General features: G+C 38.6%; 21 protein-coding genes. 11 read left to right on the top strand and 10 right to left on the bottom strand.

Features of this window, described 5'->3' with window-relative positions; translation table 11 throughout:
* Window positions 1-30: 30 nt before the first annotated feature.
* Entirely contained in the window at window positions 31-483 is a 453-nt protein-coding gene (locus DHW03_RS00700; protein ID WP_109923857.1) for a universal stress protein, read from the top strand.
* A 194-nt stretch (window positions 484-677) separates the two neighbouring features.
* Here DHW03_RS00700 and DHW03_RS00695 read toward each other — a convergent pair whose 3' ends face one another.
* Window positions 678-1,028: a 4Fe-4S dicluster domain-containing protein gene (locus DHW03_RS00695; RefSeq protein ID WP_109923856.1), complete on the bottom strand. Its 351-nt coding sequence runs from the start codon at window positions 1,026-1,028 to the stop codon at window positions 678-680.
* Window positions 1,029-1,107: 79 nt separating this feature from the next.
* On the opposite strand from DHW03_RS00695, the gene DHW03_RS00690 reads away from it, so the two are divergent.
* From DHW03_RS00690 to DHW03_RS00650, 9 genes are all read left to right on the top strand, one after another.
* Window positions 1,108-2,124, top strand: coding sequence for an acyl-CoA reductase (locus tag DHW03_RS00690; RefSeq protein ID WP_109923855.1), 1,017 nt, complete (start codon window positions 1,108-1,110; stop codon window positions 2,122-2,124).
* Between the two features lie 61 nt (window positions 2,125-2,185).
* Window positions 2,186-4,090 (top strand): T9SS type B sorting domain-containing protein, encoded by a 1,905-nt coding sequence (locus tag DHW03_RS00685; RefSeq protein ID WP_109923854.1) that lies wholly within the window; start codon window positions 2,186-2,188, stop codon window positions 4,088-4,090.
* A gap of 163 nt (window positions 4,091-4,253) precedes the next feature.
* The gene (locus tag DHW03_RS00680; RefSeq protein ID WP_133248475.1) at window positions 4,254-7,757 is read left to right on the top strand and encodes a gliding motility-associated C-terminal domain-containing protein; all 3,504 of its coding nucleotides are present in this window, start codon (window positions 4,254-4,256) and stop codon (window positions 7,755-7,757) included.
* 202 nt (window positions 7,758-7,959) lie between these two features.
* The gene (locus DHW03_RS00675; RefSeq protein ID WP_165825335.1) at window positions 7,960-10,485 is read left to right on the top strand and encodes a gliding motility-associated C-terminal domain-containing protein; all 2,526 of its coding nucleotides are present in this window, start codon (window positions 7,960-7,962) and stop codon (window positions 10,483-10,485) included.
* A gap of 52 nt (window positions 10,486-10,537) precedes the next feature.
* Entirely contained in the window at window positions 10,538-10,741 is a 204-nt protein-coding gene (locus tag DHW03_RS00670) for a fructose-6-phosphate aldolase (RefSeq protein ID WP_109923851.1), read from the top strand.
* A gap of 1 nt (window position 10,742) precedes the next feature.
* The gene (locus tag DHW03_RS00665; protein WP_109923850.1) at window positions 10,743-11,426 is read left to right on the top strand and encodes a cell division ATP-binding protein FtsE; all 684 of its coding nucleotides are present in this window, start codon (window positions 10,743-10,745) and stop codon (window positions 11,424-11,426) included.
* 192 nt (window positions 11,427-11,618) lie between these two features.
* The gene (locus tag DHW03_RS00660) at window positions 11,619-12,206 is read left to right on the top strand and encodes a nucleotide exchange factor GrpE (protein WP_109923849.1); all 588 of its coding nucleotides are present in this window, start codon (window positions 11,619-11,621) and stop codon (window positions 12,204-12,206) included.
* 89 nt (window positions 12,207-12,295) lie between these two features.
* Window positions 12,296-13,459, top strand: coding sequence for a molecular chaperone DnaJ (gene dnaJ / locus DHW03_RS00655; RefSeq protein WP_109923848.1), 1,164 nt, complete (start codon window positions 12,296-12,298; stop codon window positions 13,457-13,459).
* Window positions 13,460-13,650: 191 nt separating this feature from the next.
* Window positions 13,651-14,571, top strand: a complete 921-nt coding sequence (locus tag DHW03_RS00650) for a Ppx/GppA phosphatase family protein (protein ID WP_109923847.1) — start codon at window positions 13,651-13,653, stop codon at window positions 14,569-14,571.
* On the opposite strand, the gene DHW03_RS00645 is transcribed toward DHW03_RS00650, so the two are convergent.
* The 9 genes from DHW03_RS00645 to DHW03_RS00605 form a co-directional block, all read right to left on the bottom strand.
* Window positions 14,568-15,239, bottom strand: a complete 672-nt coding sequence (locus DHW03_RS00645; protein ID WP_109923846.1) for a peptidase associated/transthyretin-like domain-containing protein — start codon at window positions 15,237-15,239, stop codon at window positions 14,568-14,570. The genes DHW03_RS00650 and DHW03_RS00645 overlap by 4 nt on opposite strands.
* 57 nt (window positions 15,240-15,296) lie before the next feature.
* Entirely contained in the window at window positions 15,297-15,860 is a 564-nt protein-coding gene (locus tag DHW03_RS00640; protein ID WP_109924954.1) for a Maf family protein, read from the bottom strand.
* Window positions 15,861-16,177: 317 nt separating this feature from the next.
* Window positions 16,178-16,579, bottom strand: coding sequence for a hypothetical protein (locus DHW03_RS00635; protein WP_109923845.1), 402 nt, complete (start codon window positions 16,577-16,579; stop codon window positions 16,178-16,180).
* A 118-nt stretch (window positions 16,580-16,697) separates the two neighbouring features.
* Entirely contained in the window at window positions 16,698-17,225 is a 528-nt protein-coding gene (locus DHW03_RS00630) for a KdsC family phosphatase (protein ID WP_109923844.1), read from the bottom strand.
* An 84-nt stretch (window positions 17,226-17,309) separates the two neighbouring features.
* Window positions 17,310-17,555 (bottom strand): Fe-S cluster assembly protein IscX, encoded by a 246-nt coding sequence (gene iscX / locus DHW03_RS00625; RefSeq protein WP_109923843.1) that lies wholly within the window; start codon window positions 17,553-17,555, stop codon window positions 17,310-17,312.
* 44 nt (window positions 17,556-17,599) lie between these two features.
* On the bottom strand, window positions 17,600-17,932 hold the full coding sequence (locus tag DHW03_RS00620) for a 2Fe-2S iron-sulfur cluster-binding protein (protein ID WP_109923842.1): 333 nt from the start codon (window positions 17,930-17,932) through the stop codon (window positions 17,600-17,602).
* Between the two features lie 40 nt (window positions 17,933-17,972).
* Entirely contained in the window at window positions 17,973-18,737 is a 765-nt protein-coding gene (locus tag DHW03_RS00615; RefSeq protein WP_109923841.1) for a Rossmann-like and DUF2520 domain-containing protein, read from the bottom strand.
* 34 nt (window positions 18,738-18,771) lie between these two features.
* Window positions 18,772-21,237 carry a heme lyase CcmF/NrfE family subunit gene (locus DHW03_RS00610; RefSeq protein ID WP_109923840.1) on the bottom strand — a complete coding sequence of 822 codons (2,466 nt, stop codon included), beginning with the start codon at window positions 21,235-21,237 and terminating at the stop codon, window positions 18,772-18,774.
* Window positions 21,238-21,244: 7 nt separating this feature from the next.
* Window positions 21,245-21,676, bottom strand: a complete 432-nt coding sequence (locus DHW03_RS00605) for a cytochrome c maturation protein CcmE domain-containing protein (RefSeq protein WP_109923839.1) — start codon at window positions 21,674-21,676, stop codon at window positions 21,245-21,247.
* Window positions 21,677-21,924: 248 nt separating this feature from the next.
* Here DHW03_RS00605 and DHW03_RS00600 point away from each other — a divergent pair, with 248 nt between their 5' ends.
* Window positions 21,925-22,605, top strand: coding sequence for a hypothetical protein (locus DHW03_RS00600; protein ID WP_109923838.1), 681 nt, complete (start codon window positions 21,925-21,927; stop codon window positions 22,603-22,605).
* The last annotated feature ends 14 nt before the right edge of the window (window positions 22,606-22,619 follow it).

Raw genomic sequence — 22,619 nt, 5'->3', positions numbered from 1 at the left:
TTTATAGTGTAACATTTAAAGCTGCTCGTTATGAATTTTAAAAAAATATTAATTGCTGTTGATAATAGCACCTGTTCTGAGAAAGCTGCAAAAGCTGGCTATGAACTTGCAGAAAAATTTGATGCTGAGGTGGCTCTGGTAAATATTATAGAACCTGTTCCCGCGAATGTAAATTCTGATTTAACCCTCGCTCCGGTTTTTTTAGACACTTATGATAACAGTGAGGAAAACAGCCATGTTTTATTAAAAGAGATTGAAGGTAAATTCTCGAATGGCATAAAAACTTCTTACCTGAGTGTGGTAGATACCGCAGCACACGGCATTATTCAGCAATCTGATGAATGGGGTTCTGACTTAATCGTGATTGGAACTTATGGCAGAACTGGATTATACCACTTTTTAATGGGAAGTGTAGCTGAGCATGTCGCTCGTAAATCAGCCTGCCCTGTTTTAATTATTCCAAATAAAAGTGATATAGATTAGTGATGTATTACCAAACTATTAGTCCAGCCAAAGGAGAGATAGTAGTCCAGATTTACATTCAGCAACGACCATTTTCTCATGGCCAACATTACAATCAATTTAAATGGTGGCTTAATTAACTTGTAAATAAATATTTACCAAAAAAAAGTCCTGACTTGCATCAGGACTTTATATTTTATTTAAAGGGTATAACCTTAGTTCTCTTGGTGTAACCAAGCTTTTTTGGTTAGTAGTTCTTCTTCGGTTTCACGAATATCTTCGTCATCTACGCAACAATCTACCGGACAAACCGCAGCACACTGTGGCTCATCATGGAAGCCTTTACACTCTGTACATTTATCGGATACGATATAATAAACTTCATCCGAAACTGCTTCTTGCGCCGCATCTGCCTCAATTTGTTGGTTACCAAAATCGATAACACCATTTAAGTTGGTTCCGTCAGAAAAACGCCATGCAGTGCCGGCATCGTAAATTGCGTTGTTAGGGCATTCCGGTTCGCAAGCCCCACAATTTATACACTCATCTGTTATTTTAATTGCCATGTTTTCGTCTAATTCTTTTGCTTAGTTTACCTTTGCGATTGCAAATATAGCATATAATCACTTAATAATAATTCTAAATATGTCAGCCTTAACACACGATAAAGTAATTAATGCCCTTAAAAAACTAGGCAAATTACTTGCCAATCCTACTGATGTACTGGAAAATACGATTTATAGCGCTCAAAATAGTAATGCCTGGTTTACCATCGAAAATATAAAAAAATCAATTTGTTCTTTCGCAGAAATGCTGAATGAGACCGATGTTGATGACTGGTTTCAATCCATTAACTTCACTTCTTCGCCAAAAAAGATAGGCTTAATTTTGGCAGGGAACATTCCAATGGTGGGTTTTCACGACGTTTTATGCGTTTTAGCAACGGGAAATATTGCACTAATAAAATTATCTTCATCGGATGATAAATTGATTAAAGCTATTTTATCAGAACTTTTTAAAATAGAGCCCGCGCTTGAAAATCATGTAGAATATGTAGAAAGGTTAAAAGATTTTGATGCGGTTATAGCTACAGGAAGTAACAATTCATCACGTTATTTTGATTATTATTTCAGCAAAGTCCCAAATATTATACGTAAAAACCGAAATAGTGTAGCCATTTTAGATGGTACCGAATCTAAAGAAGATATTGAAAATTTAGGTGCAGACATTTTCGACTATTTTGGTTTAGGTTGCAGAAATGTTTCCAAAATCTATTTACCTGAAGGTTATGATATTGCCAATTTCTATGAAGGTATAGAAAGCCTTCAGCCCATTATTAATCATTTCAAATACAATAACAATTACGATTACAACAAATCGATTTATTTGGTAAATGCCGCTAAGCACTTTGATAATGGCTTTTTATTGCTAAAGGAGGATGAAAGCCTAACTTCGCCATTGGCTGTGTTGTTTTATGAGGAATATAAAAGCTTAGATGAGCTGGAAAACAAACTCTCGGCACAAGCTGAAAACATTCAATGTATCATCACAAAAACGCCCATCAAAGCTCCAAAATTCGATTTTGGCCAAAGCCAGCATCCAAAACTTTGGGATTACGCAGACGATGTAAACACCATTGCTTTTTTGAATGCTTTAAGCTAGTACCTGATAAAATATGTTATTTTAATTTTTATTCAGATATTCGCTAAATCCCAAAAAAAGAATGCGTTGTCTAAGTAAATTCCTTTTCTGCTGCCTTATCGTTTTAATCAGTCAACCTTTGTTTGCACAGGTTTGTACGGGTACTTTGGGCGATCCAGTAAGTGGCGCCGGAACAGATTTTGGTAATGGCTCTTCTAATTTTGGAACTCCAATCCCTTCAAATACAAATTATACCTACATAAACGGAACACCGAATGATGGCCAGTACACCATTGTTAAAAGTACGGCAGGCTTAAATCCGGGCTGGTTACAAGACATCAGGAACCATACCGGAGACCCGAATGGATATATGATGGTGGTGAATGCGGATTTTAACAAGGGTATATTTTATCAATCTACGGTTAATAATTTGTGCCCAAATACCACATACGAGTTTGCCTCTTACATCATTAATATACTGCGTGGTTCAGGGATAAAACCTAATGTTAAATTCACCATCGAAAATAATGGTGTCTCTATAAAAGAATTCTCTACAGGTGATATATTAGAAGGAAGCTCATCAAACTGGGTTAAATACGGTACTATTTTTACAACCCCCGCAAATGTGGGGATTATTACCATCAAAATGACCAATGAAAACCCAGGTGGAGGTGGAAATGATTTGGCGCTTGATGACATTACCTTCAGACCCTGCGGACCAACCATCATTCCATCTTTAAACAATGCACAAACCAACGCCAGCCTTTGCGAAACAGCTTCAGGGAGTTTTAATTTGTCTGCAACGGTTTCATCAGGCTATACTGACCCGGTTTACCAATGGCAAATAAATACAGGAAATGGCTGGAGCGATATATTGGGCGAAACCGCTCAACAAACAACGGTTAGTTTCGTCAATGCCGTACAAGGAACTTATCAATATCGTTTACTTGCCGCCGAGCGTTTAAACATTACATCTGCAAATTGCCGAATTGCATCTGCCCCACTCACCATTACGGTTACGGCCTTGCCAAATCCAATCGCAAGTAGCAATGGACCAGTTTGTGCGGGTTCGGATATTCAACTTAGCGCTACCGATGGAACAACGTTTTCCTGGGCAGGTCCAAATAATTTTACATCGAATCAAAAAAATCCTATCCTAACAAACGCCACCGTTAACATGAGTGGCGATTATACCGTAACGGCGTTTACAAATGGTTGCTCGAGGTCATCAACCGTTAACGTTCAAGTTTTAAATCCAATAGTGCCCAGCACCAGTTTTACTGCAACCAGCATTTGCCAGGGCGATAATGTAAATTTGGAAGCCTTCGGAGGAACAGCCTACAGTTGGTTTCCAACCACAGGTTTATCTAATCCAAGCGCTTCGAAAACGAATGCAACACCAACAGAAACAACCACATATACGGTTACCATCTCAAACGGCGCATGTTCTGCTAGTGCGCAGGTAACCATAAATGTAAACAAAAATGCAACCGCCAATGCAGGAGAAGACCAAAAACTGCTAAACGGACAAAAAACCACCCTAAATGGTAAAGTAACAGGCGACAATGTTTACTATTACTGGACGCCAGCAGATTATCTGGACGATCCCAATAAATTAAACCCAATTGCAAAGCCACCTGCTGACATTACCTATACGCTTCATGCCATTTCTAGTTTGGGTTGCTTAAACAGCGAGGACGATGTGTTTATTAAGGTATATCCAGAAATTGTGATTCCAAATTCATTTTCCCCAAATGGAGACTCCATAAACGATACCTGGAATATTGCTGCCGCTGAAGCATTTGCGAATCCTATAATCAAAGTCACAAATCGATATGGGCAGTTGGTTTACCAGAGCACAGGAAAGTTTAAGCCTTGGGATGGAAAATTCAATGGGAAAGATTTGCCTACTGCTACGTACTATTACAGCATTTATTTTAACGAAGATTTTGCGACTTACACCGGTTGGATTATGTTAATTAGATAAAAACAAATATCTTCGTTTTTTAAATGGTCTTATTCATAGGCCATTATCATCCCAAAATTTCAGATAAATAACCATTTCGAAGATGATGAGCCTTTTTTGCTCCGCGTCTTTTAGGGTCTATTATTAATTGTTTTTTTGCTTTTTATTAAATTTTTTGGGAGAAATGCGTTTACTCATTAAAATTCTATTACTTATATTTTTTACTTTTTTAAAACAATTGACGTTTGCCCAAGTGTGTACTGGAACACTTGGAAACCCCGTTATTGGCGCTGGAACAGATTTTGGAAGAGGTGAAGCTCCTATTGGAAATGCAATTCCTAATAATACGAATTATAAATACACAGACGGTTTACCCAATGACGGTGAATACACCATTGCAAAAACCAATGCAAATGTTTTTAGAGGTGCATGGTGGAAAGGCTTTGGGGATCATACCAATTATGAGGATGGATATGTAATGATTGTAAATGCAAATTATGAGAAGGGAATTTTTTATCAAACTGATGTAAATAATTTATGTCCAAATGTAACCTATGAATTCTCAGCCTATATCCTGAACCTTCTTACTTTTGATGGAATTGACCCAAATGTGAGATTCACCATTAAAAATAATGGAGTTATAATACAAGACGTTAAGACTGAAAATATCCCAGAAGAAAGTGCTGCCAAATGGGTAAAATACGGAACCAGTTTTATCACCCCTCCTGATGTAGGCACTATTACGCTAACAATGACAAATGAAAATCCGGGAGGATTGGGAAATGATTTAGCCCTCGATGACATTACATTTAGACCTTGCGGGCCAACATTAACACCATTAATTGCTAATACCACCCTGAATGCCAAGCTTTGCGAACATGAAACTGCTGAAATAGATTTGAATGTAAATGTGACAGCGGGTTATACTAATCCTGTATATCAATGGCAAATTAAAAACGGGAATGATTGGATTGACTTACCAGGCGAAACCAATACAAAAACCACAATAAAATTTGTAAATGCTGTAGAAGGAACCTATATGTATCATTTACTCGTTGCAGAACAGGGAAACATAGCTTCCGCCAATTGCCGTATAGTTTCTGACCCCTTAACCATTACCGTAATGACTTCTCCAAAGGCAATCGCCAGTAGTAATGGACCTGTATGCATTGGCACCGATATACAGTTGAATGTGAACGATGGAAATTCATTTACTTGGACAGGTCCTAATAATTTCACCTCAACAGAACAAAATCCGATTATTAGAAATACTACTGTGGATATGTCTGGCGATTACACCGTAACTGCCACTAACGCCAACGGGTGCGCATCGTCATCAACTGTAAATGTTCAAGTAAAAAAAATAGAACCAAAAATCAATGCTTCGCAAACAAACATTTGCAAAGGCAGTAGCGTAAATTTGGAAGCATCGGGCGGAACCACCTATTCATGGCTGCCAACCGATGGCTTATCTGACCCAAGCAGTGCAAAAACCACTGCTTCACCAGATCAAACCACTACTTACACCGTTACCATTTCAAACGGAATTTGCGCTGAAACTGCTCAGGTAACCGTTAACGTTGTGGACAAAGTGCAGCCAAGCACCAACATTTCATCCACAACCATTTGCAAAGGAAGTAGCGTAAGCCTAGAAGCATCAGGCGGAACCACCTATTCATGGCTTCCAACCGATGGCTTGTCTGACCCAAACAGTGCAAATACCACCGCTTCGCCCAACGAAACCACCACTTACACCGTTACCATTTCTAACGGAATTTGTTCTGAAACTGCTCAGGTAACCGTTAACGTTGTGGACAAAGTGCAGCCAAGCACCAACATTTCATCCACAACCATTTGCAAAGGCAGCGGCGTAAATTTAGAAGCGTCTGGGGGAACAACTTATGCATGGCTTCCAACCGATGGCTTGTCTGACCCAAACAGTGCAAAAACCACCGCTTCACCAGATAAAACCACCACCTACACCGTAACCATTTCTAACGGAAGCTGTTCTGAAACTGCTCAGGTAACCGTTAACGTTGTGGACAAAGTGCAGCCAAGCACCAACATTTCATCCACAACCATTTGCAAAGGAAGTAGCGTAAGCCTAGAAGCATCGGGCGGAACCACCTATTCATGGCTACCAAACGATGGCTTATCTGACCCGAACAGTGCAAATACCACCGCTTCTCCAGATCAAACCACCACTTACATCGTTACCATTTCTAACGGAATTTGTTCTGAAACTGCTCAGGTAACCGTTAACGTTGTGGACAAAGTGCAGCCAAGCACCAACATTTCATCCACAACCATTTGCAAAGGCAGCGGCGTAAATTTAGAAGCGTCTGGGGGAACAACTTATGCATGGCTTCCAACCGATGGCTTGTCTGACCCAAACAGTGCAAAAACCACCGCTTCACCAGATAAAACCACCACCTACACCGTAACCATTTCTAACGGAAGCTGTTCTGAAACTGCTCAGGTAACCGTTAACGTTGTGGACAAAGTGCAGCCAAGTACCAACATTTCATCCACAACCATTTGCAAAGGAAGTAGCGTAAGCCTAGAAGCATCGGGCGGAACCACCTATTCATGGCTACCAACCGATGGCTTGTCTGACCCGAGCAGTGCAAAAACCACTGCTTCGCCCAACGAAACCACCACTTACACCGTTACCATTTCTAACGGAATTTGTTCTGAAACCGCACAGGTAACCCTTAATGTAGATGATAAGGTAGTCCCGAGTACAAATATCTCAACGACAACCATTTGCAAAGGAAGTAGCGTAAGCCTAGAAGCATCAGGCGGAACTACCTATTCCTGGCTTCCAATCGATGGCTTGTCTGACCCGAGCAGTGCAAAAACCACCGCTTCGCCAGATAAAACCACCACTTACACCATTACCATTTCTAACGGAAGTTGCTTTGAAACTGCGCAAGTAACTGTTAACGTTGTGGACAAGGTGCAGCCAAGCACCAACATTTCATCCGTAACCGTTTGCCAAGGTAATAGCGTAATCCTAGAAGCATCGGGCGGAACCACCTATTCATGGATGCCAACCGATGGCTTGTCTGACCCAAGCAGTGCAAAAACCACCGCTTCGCCAGATGAAACCACAACTTACACCGTAACCATTTCTAACGGAATTTGCTCTGAAACGGCGCAGGTAACCGTTAACGTAAACAAAAATGCAACGGCTGATGCTGGAGAAGATCAAATCATACTAAATGGGCAAAGCACAACCCTTAAAGGCAAGGTAGCTGGCAATGATGTAGCCTATTACTGGACACCATCAGACTACCTGGATGACCCGAATAAGCTAAACCCAGAAGCAAACCCACCAAAAGATATAACCTATACGCTCCACGCACGCTCAAACAGCGGATGCATAAGCAGTGTAGATGATGTGTTCATCAAGGTATTTACTGAAATCAAAATCCCAAAATCGTTCTCTCCAAATGGAGATGCAATCAATGATACCTGGGATATACCTGTTTCAGACGCATTCACCAATCCCAAAGTGAAAATCATTAACCGTTACGGCCAGCTAGTTTATCAAAGCACAGGAAAATTTAAACCCTGGGATGGGAAATCCGATGGAAAAGACTTGCCAAGTGGCTTATACTTATATAGTGTCTATTTTAGTGCAGGTTCTAAGCCTTACACTGGTTGGATTATGTTAATCAGATAGAGAATTTTATCTTTGTCGCCCTATCAATCACAATTATCCCCAAAATTCTAGATTACCCACTTTTTAAAAGATGAAAGCTAGCTCATCTTTCGGGTAAGCTTATTTTTTATATTTTTTTTTTTACTTGGCTTTTTTTGGGAAAATGCGTTCTATAATTCGATTTACTCTTTTAATATTTTTCATTTCGTTTAAGCAGCTCACGTTGGCTCAAGTATGTAATGGAACGCTTGGCGATCCGATTGTTGGTGCTGGAACAGATTTTGGAAGCGACACTAAAGAGTTTGGTCCTGAAATTCCCAACACATCGTATAAGTATGTAACCAAAATAACTGATGACGGCCAGTATATGATCGCTAAAAATCCTCACAACCTTTTCAACAATTATTGGTGGCAAGATGTGACCGATCATGGTAAAGATAAAGATGGCTATATTATGATTGTTTGTCCTAGAGGAAAAGGCGATATATTTTATCAAGCCAATGTAGATAATTTATGTCCTAAAACAACCTATGAATTTTCTGCTTACGTACTAAATCTTCTTAAAGTCAATGGAACGAACCCTAAGTTAAGATTTACGATTGAAGATAAAGATGGCCAAATAATTAAGGAATCTGTTAGTGAGGAGATTACGAAAGCAACCGAACCGACTTGGGTTAAGTGCGGTATGCTTTTTACAATCCCTGCTAATATGAGCACCATAAAAATCAAGTTAACCAATGAAAACTTTGGTGGTGTTGGAAATGATATGGCACTAGATGATATTAGTTTCAGACCTTGCGGGCCAACGTTAACACCATTAACTAGTAATAACATGCAGAATATTAAGCTTTGCGAACATGCAACTGCCGAAATAGATTTGAATGTAAATGTAACAGCAGGCTATACCAATCCTGTATATCAATGGCAAATTAAAAATGGGAATGATTGGGCTGATTTACCAGGTGAAACAAATACCAAAACTATAGTAAAATTTGTAAATGCAGTAGAAGGAACCTATATGTATCATTTAGTTGCGGCAGAACAGGGGAACATGGCTTCCGCAAATTGCCGCATTGTTTCTGACCCCTTAACCATTACGGTTATGCCGTCTCCAAAACCAATAGCAAGCAGCAATAGCCCCGTGTGCCTTGACACTGAGATTAAACTTGATGTGAGCGAAGGAAATACATTTATCTGGACAGGGCCCAACAATTTTACTTCAATAGAAAAGAATCCAATCATAAGAAATGCTACTGTGGATATGTCTGGCGATTATACCGTTACTGCCACTGGCGCAAACGGATGTTCATCGTCATCAAGCGTAAATGTTCAGGTTATGAAGGTGGGCACAAATATTTCATCCACAACAATTTGCCAAGGCAGTAGCGTAAATTTAGAAGCATCGGGCGGAACATCCTATTCATGGGCACCTAGTAAAGGATTGTCTGATCCGAGCAGTGCAAAAACCACAGCATCACCAGACGAAACCACCACCTATACCGTAACCATTTCAAACGGAACCTGTTCCAAAACCGCGCAGGTGACAATTAAAGTGGTCGATAAGGTACAGCCAAGCACCAATATTTCATCTACAAGCATTTGCAAAGGCAGCAGTGTAAACTTAGAAGCATCGGGCGGAACAACTTATTTATGGTCACCCAGTACAGGATTGTCTGATCCAAGCAATGCAAATACCACAGCTTCACCAGACGAAACCACCACCTACACCGTTAACATTTCAAACGGAACATGTTCTGAAACCGCTCAGGTAACCGTTAACGTGGTTGATAAGATACAGCCAAGCACAAATATTTCATCTATAAGCATTTGCAAAGGAAGTAGCGTAAACTTAGAAGCATCCGGCGGAACAACATATTCATGGTTCCCAATAACAGGATTGTCTGATCCCAGCAGTGCGAAAACCACCGCTTCGCCAGACAAAACCACAACTTACACCGTTAGCATTTCCAACGGAACATGTTCTGAAACCGCTCAGTTAACCGTTAATGTAGATGAAAAAGTAGTGCCTAGCACAAATATTTCAACCACAAGCATCTGCCTAGGCAGTAGCATCAATTTAGAAGCATCAGGCGGAACAACGTATTCATGGGCACCTAGTAAAGGATTGTCTGACCCTAGCAGTCCAAAAACCACCGCATCACCAGACGAAACCACCACCTACACCGTTACCATTTCAAGTGCAACCTGTTCTGAAACCGCGCAGGTAACCGTTAACGTAATCAGAAATGCAACGGCTGATGCAGGAGAAGATCAAACCATACTAAACGAACAAAGTACAACCCTTAAAGGCAAGGTAACTGGCGATGATGTAAGCTATTTTTGGACACCTTCAGACTATCTGGATGACCCGAATAAGCTAAACCCAGTGGCAAACCCACCAAAAGACATAACCTATACGCTCCACGCACGCTCAAACAGAGGATGCATAAGCAGTGTAGATGATGTATTCATTAAGGTATTTACTGAAATCAAAATCCCAACATCGTTCTCTCCAAATGGCGATGCAATAAATGATAGTTGGAACATTCCTATAGCCGAAGCATTTAGCAGTCCAAAAATCAAGGTCATTAATCGTTACGGCCAATTGGTTTACCAAAGCACAGGAAAATTTAAACCTTGGGATGGAAAATCGAATGGGAAAGATTTACCAAGTGGTTCCTACTTTTATAGCATCTATTTCAATTCAGATTCTAAACCCTACACAGGCTGGATTATGTTAATCAGATAAAAAGGCTTTTCTTGCTTTCTCTTATCGTTTGTAAATGCTATTTTTGGAGTCAATGTATATCATCAAAGTAAAAGGCATAGCCAAAATTCCAGATTACGTTCAGCTTCGCGATGAAAAGTTTACGCTACTTGCTTATTTTAGGGTAGATAGGCCAGATAAATCTTTGGATAAACTAGGTCTTGGTGATCAACTCGAATACATTATGGAAATGGTGAAGAATTTGCCTTTCGGGCAGATTGCAAAATTAGAAATATAACATGGCAGGAAACGCAGTAATTCATTTAAACAATGTTGATGTTTTTCAACAAAAACACTTAGTGCTCTCAAATGTAAATTTGCATATAGAAAAAAATGAATTTGTTTTCTTAATTGGGCAAACAGGATCGGGCAAAAGTAGCTTGTTGAAAATATTATACGGCGATTTACATATTGGGAATGGTGAAGGTAACATTGCCGGTTTCGATTTGAAAAATTTAAAAGAAAGTCAAGTTCCGTTTTTAAGAAGAAAACTAGGGGTTGTATTTCAAGATTTTCAATTATTAACGGATAGAACTATTGAAAAAAACTTGGAGTTTGTTTTAAAGGCTACCGGTTGGAAAGACGAAAAACTGATTAACGAACGCATAAAAGATGTGTTGGATAAAGTAGGGTTGCGCTCAAAAATCAAAAAAATGCCACATGAAATTTCTGGCGGAGAGCAGCAACGCATTGTTATAGCTAGAGCCCTCCTAAACGATCCGGAGATTATTCTTGCAGATGAGCCAACTGGTAATTTAGACCCAGAAACTTCTGAAGAAATTGTAACGCTTTTAAAGCAAATTAGCCAAGCCGGAACCGCAGTTTTAATGGCTACCCACGATTATCAAATCATTCGAAAATTTCCTTCCCGCATCATTAAATGCGAAAGTGGAGTGGTTCATGAAGATGCACAAATTGTTTAACAAACATAAAAGATTCCTTTAAAAATCTACGATTCAAACATTGCCAAACACGAATCGTAAATGTATAATTTTCAAATCTTTGTCAGTCAATCAGCCAAACTGTTCAGATAAACCCAAATAAATCTGCCAGCTTGGCTGATTTGGCTTTATGGCAAAATAGTTGAGATTAAGACAAAAAATTCAGCCTAGTATATGTTTAATAAGAAGAAAAATCACGATAAAGAAGAAAATATAATGGACACTGAAAATACATCAGAAAACACTACTCCAGAAAACGTAGAAAATACTGATGCTTCTGCAAACAACGAAACCGAACAAGTTTCAGAACTGTCCGTAGAAGATAAATTGAAAGAAGAAGTTCAACAGCTAAATGATAAATATTTGCGTTTATATGCAGAGTTTGATAATTACAAACGTCGCACGCAAAAAGAACGTGTAGAATTGTTGCAAACTGCAGGTAAAGATGTTATTGTATCGTTATTAACGGTGCTAGATGATTTCGACCGTGCCCTTAAAGCCATGGAAACTGCAACCGATATTGCACCCGTAAAAGAAGGTATTCTATTGGTAAGCACCAAGTTAAAGAATACATTGGCTCAAAAAGGCTTAAAAGACGTAGAAAGCATCAGCAAAGAATTTAATACTGATTTTCATGAAGCCATCACCAATATCCCAGCCCCTACTGAGGATATGAAAGGCAAAGTGATTGACGAAGTTGAAAAAGGATATACATTAAATGATAATGTAATTCGTTTCGCTAAAGTGGTAGTTGGAGCATAAGAATTAATTATTGAATGAACGAATGCCCGAATGAGCGAATATAAAATTCAATCGTTCCATTATTCAAAATTCAATCATTTTAAATAAACATGAGTAAAAGAGATTATTACGACGTACTAGGCGTCACAAGGAGCACATCAGCCGATGAAATAAAAAAAGCTTATCGTAAGATGGCCATCAAATATCATCCTGATAAAAATCCAGGTGATAAAACCGCTGAAGATAATTTTAAGGAAGCGGCAGAAGCCTACGAGGTTTTGAGTAACCCAGAAAAAAAACAACGTTACGATCAATTTGGCCATGCTGGTGTCGGAAGCAGTGCATCCGGAGGCTATGGCGGTGGCAACATGAATATGGATGATATCTTCAGTAATTTTGGAGATATTTTTGGCGGACATAACCCATTCGAAAGCTTTTTTGGAGGAGGTGGCGGAGGCCAACAACGTGGCGGTCGCCGTGTCGCAAAAGGTTCTAACCTGCGCATTAAAGTTAAATTAACGCTCGAAGAGATTGCACATGGTGCAGAGAAAAAAATCAAAGTAAACAAACTTGTGGTTTGTAAAACTTGCGATGGCTCTGGCGCAAAAGATAAATCATCTGTAAGTACCTGTGGTACATGCGGTGGTAGCGGTCAGGTTCGTAGGGTAACCAATACCATATTGGGCCAAATGCAAACCGCTTCTACCTGCCCTACTTGTAACGGAAGCGGCCAACAAATTACCTCAAAATGTAATGTTTGTCATGGTGATGGTGTTGTACGTGGCGAAGAAACCATTACAATCAACATTCCAGCAGGTGTTAGCGAAGGCATGCAACTCAGCATGAGTGGAAAAGGAAATGCTGCACCAAATGGTGGCGTTCCGGGAGACTTGATTATCCTGATTGAAGAAACCCCACACGAAACGTTAAAACGCGAAGGCAATAATATTGTTTATGATTTACACCTAAGCTTTGTTGATGCAGCCTTAGGCATGAGCATCGAAGTACCAACAATTGATGGTAAAGCAAAAATCAAAATCGATCCAGGTACACAAAGCGGTAAATTATTGCGCCTTAAAGGAAAAGGTTTACCGGAAGTGAATTCTTATCACAGGGGTGATGAAATTATCCACATCAATATCTGGACACCAAAAGCATTGAGTAGCGATGAGCGAGATGCCTTAGAGAAACTACGTGAATCACCTAACTTTAAGCCCCAACCTGGTAAAAACGATAAAAGCTTCTTCGAAAGAATGAAAGAATATTTTGAGTAAAATTCATTAGATATATCAACCGATGCCCTAAAGCATCGGTTTTTTTTTGTTTTTTTTTAGAAGATACTTACAAACTTTCGTCACCTTGAGTTTCTTTCAGGGTCTTGATTCATTTCAAAAGATATTTTTTGCTAACCCAAACTCATGTTAACTTTATATGCTATTTTATGCTTACAAATAAATAACACATTATGCGCCTAGCCATTATTGATTTAGGGACAAATACTTTCCATCTTTTAATCGCAGAAATCTTTGGCAATCGATTTGAGCTACTCTACAAAACCAACGTTCCGGTTAAGTTGGGTGAAGGCCGAATTAACGATAACATCATCATCCCTGCTGCTTTTGAGAGAGGCATTAACACCCTTAAAGACTTCAGCACAACGATTTCGAGTTTTGATGTAGATAAAGTGAAGGCCACAGCAACATCTGCGGTGAGAAGTGCTGAAAATGGAAGCGACTTTGTGAAACAAGCTAAAAGCCAAGCTGGAATTGAAATCGACACCATAACTGGCGAAGAAGAAGCCGAATTGATTTACGAAGGCGTGAAACTTAGCGGAGCAATTCAAGGGAAATCTTTAATCATTGATATCGGTGGGGGAAGTGTGGAGTTTATCCTTTGCGACGTTGAAAAGCTGATTTGGAAGAAAAGTTATAATATCGGTGCAGCAAGGTTAATGCAACAACATTACAAATCCGATCCAATATCAGATGATGATAAAAATGCCATTCTGAATCATATTCAAAACCAACTGCAAGATCTATTTGAAATCTGCGAAATACATCAGCCCGATAAACTGATTGGCTCGGCAGGGGCATTCGAAACCTTTGCAGAATTAATCATCCAAAAGAGAAAATTGGATATCGACATCAGCACCATTAAAACCTTCGAATTTAATTTTGATGAATATATTTCTACCACAATCGAATTAATTGCAGCCTCGCACGCTACGCGACTGAACATGCCCGGAATGATTCCTTTAAGAGTTGATATGATCGTAATGGCAACCCTAATCACAAACTACGTACTCGGGCGCCTAAAAATCAATCAGTTAGCTTTATCCACTTACGATTTAAAAATGGGCATCCTAGCTACGGCCATGGAAGCCTAACCCCTAGGGGCCATTATAATTTTACCCATAATCATTTTTTCTTGAGCAGATAAAATCAGGTTATTTTGTTTCTCCATATTGTAGTTTACAAGCAAAGCTCCATCAAATCTTATGCTTTCTACCGTTAGGTTAATGTTTTTCGTATCAAAACCATTGGGTAGCTTAATTTCATAGCGACCATTTTTATCTGTTGATGCATAAAGCTTTGTGTTCTGCAGAACAAGCCTGATGCCCTCCATTGGTTTGTTATTGACGTCAACAACGTATCCATAAATCTTTTTTACAGACTTAGGTTTAGAATCTGAGGGTTTTGCCTCCATGTTTTTTTCTATGGCAATAGATGGCTTTAAAACAGTTGCATTTGCTTCTGACACAAAAATACTCGCGCCTATAGCCAATACGCCCAAATATTTAAGCCAGCTCTTACCCGCAGGTGCAACCATTAATTGATAATTTAAGCTGTTTAATTGAGAAACACTCAACCGACCACATATTTCACCTGTGGCGTTTGACAATAGCTGGATAATTTCTGCATCACTGTATTTTGAAAAATCGAATACCGATTTGCTACACAATGTACAGAACTTGCTTTGATCTCTTTTTTCCATTGAATGCCAATCGGCATGGCAAGGTTTTGGGATGGTAATTTCTAGGCTTGAACTTTTCATCTTAAATTATTTTATACCATGATGAAAAGCGAACAAGAATTCCATAAAGGAATTGCGCTAAACCATTTTTAATAATTCATTGTAGAGTTTCTCCGTTGGCAAACCCATTACATTGGTATAAGAGCCCTCAATTCTTTGCACCACCACAATGCCCCACCAATCTTGCACACCGTAGCTTCCCGCCTTATCAAATGGATGGTAATGATCAATATAAAAATCGATTTCTTCGTTAGTTACAGCTTTACAATACACTTCTGTGCGATCGTAAAAGGAATGAATCAAATCCCCTTTTGCAAGGGTGACACCGGTGTACACTTCGTGTTTGCTACCAGATAATTTCCTCAGCATTTCTTGAGCATGCGTCCGATTCTCGGGTTTACCTAGAATTTCCCCATTTAAAGCAACAATAGTATCTGCTGTAATCACAATCTCTCCGTTTGCATTAAATGCCTTGGCCTTTTTTTCCGAAATGTAAACAGCAATCTCCGCCGGGCTTAGTCCGTCAGGATAACTTTCGTCAACATCTTTAAGCTCGACCTTAAAATTTAAGCCCATTAGTGTTAAGAGTTCCTGCCTGCGAGGTGATTTAGAAGCGAGTATAATTGGTGTAGTGGCTAACATAAGTTTATTTTTACCGCAAAGAAAAGAAGAAAAATAATTTAAATCGGCATAAAATAGCAAAAGCAACCCTAAGGTTGCTTTTGTATTTCGTTTTTGGATCACAAACTAATGTGAGTTCGAGATAATCAAAATATCTTTTAAAAGTAGCAAGCCATTGAAATAAATTCAGGGTGGCGATACCTTAAACCCATCCGTGATGCTGGAAGAACAATCCGTCATGCGGAATAAACAATCCGTCATGCTAAATTTATTTCAGCATCTTAATTGCAATTTGCTTTGGGCGTTGTGCCTTAGGGCTCAAACCAAACTCCCTTTAATTAGTTATTTCCACCACCTTGACGTTCTTGCATACGTTTTTGCATTTCAGCACGTTGCTCATCTTGCCAAGTTTTATAGGCTTTTTTCTGATCTTCTGTTAAAACGGCAGTTACTTGAGTTTCATTATCTGTACGCATTTTTTGCATCTTTTCTCTCATCGCATCTCTGTCACCAGCTTGCATTTCATCACGCATTTTTTTCATCGATTCAGCCTGTTCAGTAAACACAACGGTTAATTTTGCTTTTTGATCAGCACTCAATTTTAATTTTTCATCTAACTGTTTTACCCGATCTTCTGGTTTCATCATCATTCCCCCTCTACCTGGGCCACCACCCTGCTGGGCGTTCGCATAAGTTATTACCGAGAACAACAATGCGCAAATCGTCATTAATTTTTTCATGTTTTTGTTGAATTTTTAGATTGGTTTGAATGCAAATCAACTCAAAAGTTTAATCGGCAGATGTAACTTCAATGCTACAATTCCAGGATGTATTTTTGAAAGGTAAAGTTCGGCGATTTTATTTACCAGAGTCGGATGCATTTGGCTGTGCATCTTGCCATTTCCCTTGCACTTTAAGTACGCTTTCAATAATATGGCGAACAGCTGTTTTACCGCCGGGGTATGGCGATACGAATTTAGAAATGGCTTTTATTTCTTCCACCGCATCAGCGGGGCAAGTTGGCAAGCCTACCAATTTCATTACATTTAAATCAGGAATATCATCGCCCATATACAACACTTCATCCGCTGTAATATTTTTATCGATGAGGTATTGTTTAAAAATATCAACTTTGTTTCCAGCGCCTAAATAAACATCGGTAATGCCAAGATTACTGAAACGTTTGGCCATTGCGATGCCATCTCCACCAGAGATTATGCAAACCTTATAACCCTTTTTTACAGCCAGTTGCATGGCATAACCATCTTTAATGTTGAAGGTACGTAAACCTTGGCCGCTATCCGTAATCTGGATACTGCCATCAGTTAATACACCATCAACATCAAAAATAAAAGTAGAAATGTCTTTTAACTTTTGTAGAAACATGCGGTTATAAATGCTTGTCGTTTTGTAGTAGACTAGCCTCCCGAATTAACAAATCACATCAAAGTTATTTGCTGGAAATGAAGCTTAATTTTGATTATCTCTCCACTCGTAACACCAAGCGGTTTGGATTTGCTCCAAGTGCCCTTCGCTACTTTCTGCGCGGGTGCCTTTAAAATTTGGCAACTCTAAAACCCATTCCAATAATTCGGTGAAACGAATTCTGTAAATTTTGGTTTCAGTAAAATCATCACCGAATTTCTCATATAAAGACATCGCAATATCTTCATAATCATTCCAGTATATGGGTAGGGCAAATTTATCGTTATTCATGTTTGATTAATGTGGTTTTGGAAATGGTTTAAAATGCAGGACTTTTAGTGTCCCATAAAATCTGACTGATCAGGTATCGTAACTTCAATATCGCCATCAATAACTACGCACTGGCAACCCAAACGCGATGTTATTTTCGGACGAACGGCTCTATCAATAAAATCTTCTTCTTTATCAGAAATCTCCTCAATATGATCCATACCCTTCGTTACGTACACATGGCAGGTACTGCAACCACAAACGCCACCACAATTGTGCTGAAGGTCAATTCCGTTATCCAGACAAACATCTAAAACAGACTCTCCTGCTGCTATAGGCAATTCTATAGATTCATGGTCTGCTTCTTCAAAATTTATTTTTAATTTATAAATGCTCATAATTATAATGCAAAAGTAACAAGCAAAAGCGTAATACGAACTATTTGTGCGATATTTTAATGCTATTGCTTAATTTTTGATAAATCTCCTGCAATTCAGGCAGGTCTGAAAGCATATCTAAATGCTTTTTTATAGTGATATTGTCTTCACGTATTGCTGGGCCAGTCTGCACATTTTCAGGTAGGTTAGCCATAACTTTATCAGCAGTTTCAGCAATTAGCGGTTTGATGATTTCAAAGTCCAAATTATTTTTAACCAACAACTCATTGGCAAGCGCATACATATGATTGGTAAAATTACAGGCAAAAACCGCTGCTAAATGTAACACTCTGCGCTTTTCAGCATCAAGATGATATACCTGATTGCTTAATTTATGCGCCAATTTATTTAACACATCAAAATTATGATCGGTATTGGCTTCTACACACAAGGGAATACGCTCAAATGATACTTCTTTGCTTTTTGAAAATGTTTGCAGTGGATATAAAACACCAGCATTTTCAAATTTTGAAGAAAGTATATTCGAATCGGTAGTGCCAGAGGTATGTACAACTATGCCATTAGCCCCCTTTAAACCTTCTGCTACAGCTGCAATAGCATCATCTTTAACAGAAATGATGTACAAATCAGCATCTTTAACAACTTCATTTAAATGATTTATTGCAGAAGCGCCTAAAGGCTCGGCCAAGATTTTTGCATGTTCTATATTCGGACTATAAACCTGCACCAAATCTTCGCCAATGGCTTGTAAAGCTTTGGATAAATGCGTGGCCACGTTTCCCGAACCTAAAATTGCAATCTTCATGAATTAAGTTTTATCAGAAATGCTATAAATTAACCTAGGCTACTTTAGCTTCTTTTCTTCTTCTAAAAATGGAAATCATAAAGCCAACAACCATTACAATGGTTCCAGCCCAATATAAATTAATGAAAGGGAATTCAATGGCTTTGAAAACCACCCAATCTTTCGCCTGTTGTGGTTTTTCAAAAATCTGCAATTCTACTTTTTTCTCATCAGGAAGAACTTTAGAAAAGCGGAATTTTAAATCTAAACCCTCTACTTTACGTGCAAAATCGAAAGTATTGTTTCCTTTAATCAGGAAAATAGGCTCAGTATTGTAAATTTTACCGCTAGAGTTAATTTCTAATGGCAAACCAACTGCATAATCACCTTGTGCTAAAACCAAATCTTTGGCGGTTGGGTTTCTATTTAATGCCTTAACGGTTACAATGCCGCTCGAAGTGTGAATGGTATCGCCAACAGCCACTTTTACAATTCTAGGGGCTTTATAATTTTCATCATCAGAATGACCTTCATGGTCTCCATGAGATTCTTGCTTAATGGCAGCACTCGTAATATGGGTATAAACATCGTAAGTTAGGTAGTGCTTCGTATCTGGCGAGGCAATTAAACCCATCTTATCATTATCCTGAACATGCGGATGCAAATTAAAATCTTCTTTTAGCTTACCCCCCTCATCATAAACTTTAAAGTTTAGTTGATAAATGGTATTTGGAGCTACCGTTGTATCGCTTACATAGGTTACCGTGTACTTACCCATTTTTTTAGGTTCGTTTTTGTATAACATAATGTTTTCGCCAGGTTTCTCTGTTTTTTCGAAGTCTTTTACCGGAATAAAGTTATTGCTATTGATGGAGATTGGCTTATTTGTAGCAGCAGAAATTAAAGCACCTAAAATTAAAAATGCAAAGCCTATGTGCGCCACTGCCGATCCAGCCAACTTTGCCTTACCGCCAAATGCTTGATAAAGAATACTTGCATTAGAAAGCACGGCGAACATACAGCTAAAAGTAATTAGGATATACATGGTATTGATGTATATACCCGTTATATAAACCAAACCTGCGGTTAAAACAATGGAAAAAAGAATGGCCGATACTAGACTGCTATAGAATTTCCTTGGATCTGTCCGTTTGTATTTTAAATATTGAGAGAAACCAGAAATTAGCGTAATCAAAACCGCAAAAGGGGCCTGCCACTGATTATAATATTTTACAGCATCAATTGGAGGGGTGAAGTTTGTACCAAAGGCCTTATTGAAAACAGGAACGGAAGTAGAAAAAATCACCTGAATACAAGCAACAGTTACAACCAAGGCACCAATAAACATCCAAAATTCGCGAGAATAGGTTTCTTCATCCTTAGTGGTGATTGGCAATTCTTTCCATCTGATTATGATGAGCGCTATGGCCAAAACCGCAAACACTACATTATAAAGAATCAAGTGACCAAACATACCCATATCTGTAAATGAATGTACGGAGGTATCGCCCAAAATTCCACTTCGTGTTAAAAAGGAAGCATAAAGCACAAGTAAGAAACTTAAAAATACTAGGGCAATGGCAGTAAAATAGGCATGTCCAGTATTTTTATAGGCAATCATTACGTGTACCGCACCAATTAGGGTTAACCATGGTATTAATGAGGCATTTTCTACAGGATCCCATGCCCAGAAACCACCGAAGTTTAAGGCCTCATAAGCCCAGAAAGAGCCCATGATGATACCCGTTCCTAAAACCATTACCGCAAAAAGCGTCCACGGCATAGCAGGTTTAATCCATTCTTTATATCTTTTTTGCCATAAACCAGCAATACCATAGGCAAAAGGAACCACCATACTCGCAAAACCTAAAAACAAGGTAGGTGGGTGAATAACCATCCAATAATTTTGCAAAAGTGGATTTAAGCCTTTACCATCGGTAATAAATTTGAGGTAATTTTTATAATTTTCTGGGTTTGCGAACACAACAGGTGCCTGTGCCTTCAAATCAATCGCATCTCTCAACAAGATAAAGGGAGAACTCCCGATGCGCTCGCCGAAGATTTCGACACCCAACATCATCGAGGTTAAAAACACTTGAGAAAATGCAACGACCGTCATTACCGGACGTTCCCACGTTTTGGCCTTCCAAATTAAAAGACCGCCTAAAAACGACTGCCAAAAAGCCCAAAGCCAGAAACTGCCCTCCTGCCCTTCCCAAAATGCAGAAATAATATAATAAACAGGAAGCTGTTTGGAGGAGTGCGACTGAACGTAATAATATTCGAAGTAATGACCTAAAATTAAATAAAATAAAATGGCGCCGATACCAATAATGCTGGCCCAATTGATTAGAAATCCAATTCTGCCTAGGTTTCGCCAAGATTTATCTTCTAAATTTTTATCGCGACTGGCATAAAAATACGCTACTGTTGAAAGTAACGATGCACAAAACGCCAACACAATAAAAAACTGCCCGATTTGACCCGGCAACAGGTTTTCGCCTACAAATTGAATATCCATTAAATTTTTATATTTTTTTCTCGCCTTCTTTGCCTACTTCTTCAACCGTGCCGTTTTTATTTACTTCAACCAGGTTATTATTATATTTTGAAGGGCATTTCATTAGAATTTTTGAGGCGTAAAATTTATCCTTATTCATTTTTCCAATAAGAACCAATTTTTCAGATTTTTCAAAATCTTGAGGTTTTGTACCACTATACACCACTTCACGAATCTCGCCTTTTTCATCTTTCATATGGAAAGAAAAATGATTGGCATCTTTTACCGCATCATAATAAGTACCCTTTGATTTTTCCCAATAACCCATAACATGCTCTTCCTTTTCAGATGCAGAAGCTTGTTTAAAATTTGAATAAGTATCCGTATTCGCATTTAAGCTGAATAAAATCCCTACAGAAATCGCGATTGTAATCAATCCAATGATGGCACTTTTTTTCATTTTGATATTGTTGTAAAAGCTGGTAACAAAGATAGAAAAATAGGCTTAGTGGCGGTTCTTTTACATTTATCTTGTCTTTATATTGACAATTAGCTGATAGTTTAATGCAAATTAAAAGCTGATTGGTAGCTATTTGTAATGGTTCTAAGAAAAACCATCGCTTCACATAAATATTAGTCATAATTTATTATTTTTGAAAATCAGATTTCCCTTTACAACAATACATTCCGGCACCTAATTTTACGACTATGAGGCTTAAACGTTTTTATGCCGCCTTTCTTCCTGTTTTTATTATTCTGCTGCTCAGCTCATGCTTTCAGGTTATTGAGGAAATTTCCCTTAAAAACGATGGCACTGGAGACGTAGCCTTAACCATAAACTTGAGCCAGAGTAGAACGAAGCTTGCATCGGTCATGCTGCTGGATAGCATTCAAGGTTACAAAGTGCCGAGTAAAGCAAAATTGCAACAAGAATTAAATGAAGCCGTTGCCTATCTTAAAAAATCAGAAGGCATTTCCAATGTAAAAAGCACCAGCGATTTTAATAACTATGTTGCAACGATAACATTCTCATTTAAAGACGTATCAAACATTAATAACATCACGAAAAACATTTTAGCTCGGCAAAAAATCAAGGGAACAAACAGCTCATCATACAGTTACAATAAAATAAGTAAAACGTTCAGCAGAAAATACCAAGCGGTGAGTACCGCAAAAACAGAGTTCAACAAGCTTAAAAATCAAGATAAAGCAGTTTTTAATAACGCAACCTACACCAGCATATATCGATTTGAATCGCCTGTAATTACAACTAGCAATCCTGCATCAAACCTATCTAAATCTAAAAAAGCAGTGATGCTTAAAAGTAGCATCATCGATTTAATCAATGGAAAAGTGAATGTTTCCAACCAAATACAACTCAGTAAATAATTAATGAAGACTGC

It is taken from the genome of Pedobacter yonginensis, from assembly GCF_003173595.1.
Classification (GTDB): Bacteria; Bacteroidota; Bacteroidia; order Sphingobacteriales; family Sphingobacteriaceae; genus Pedobacter; species Pedobacter yonginense.
The sequence above is the reverse complement of the archived record's forward strand: the minus strand, read 5'-3'. Positions and strand labels throughout refer to the sequence as shown.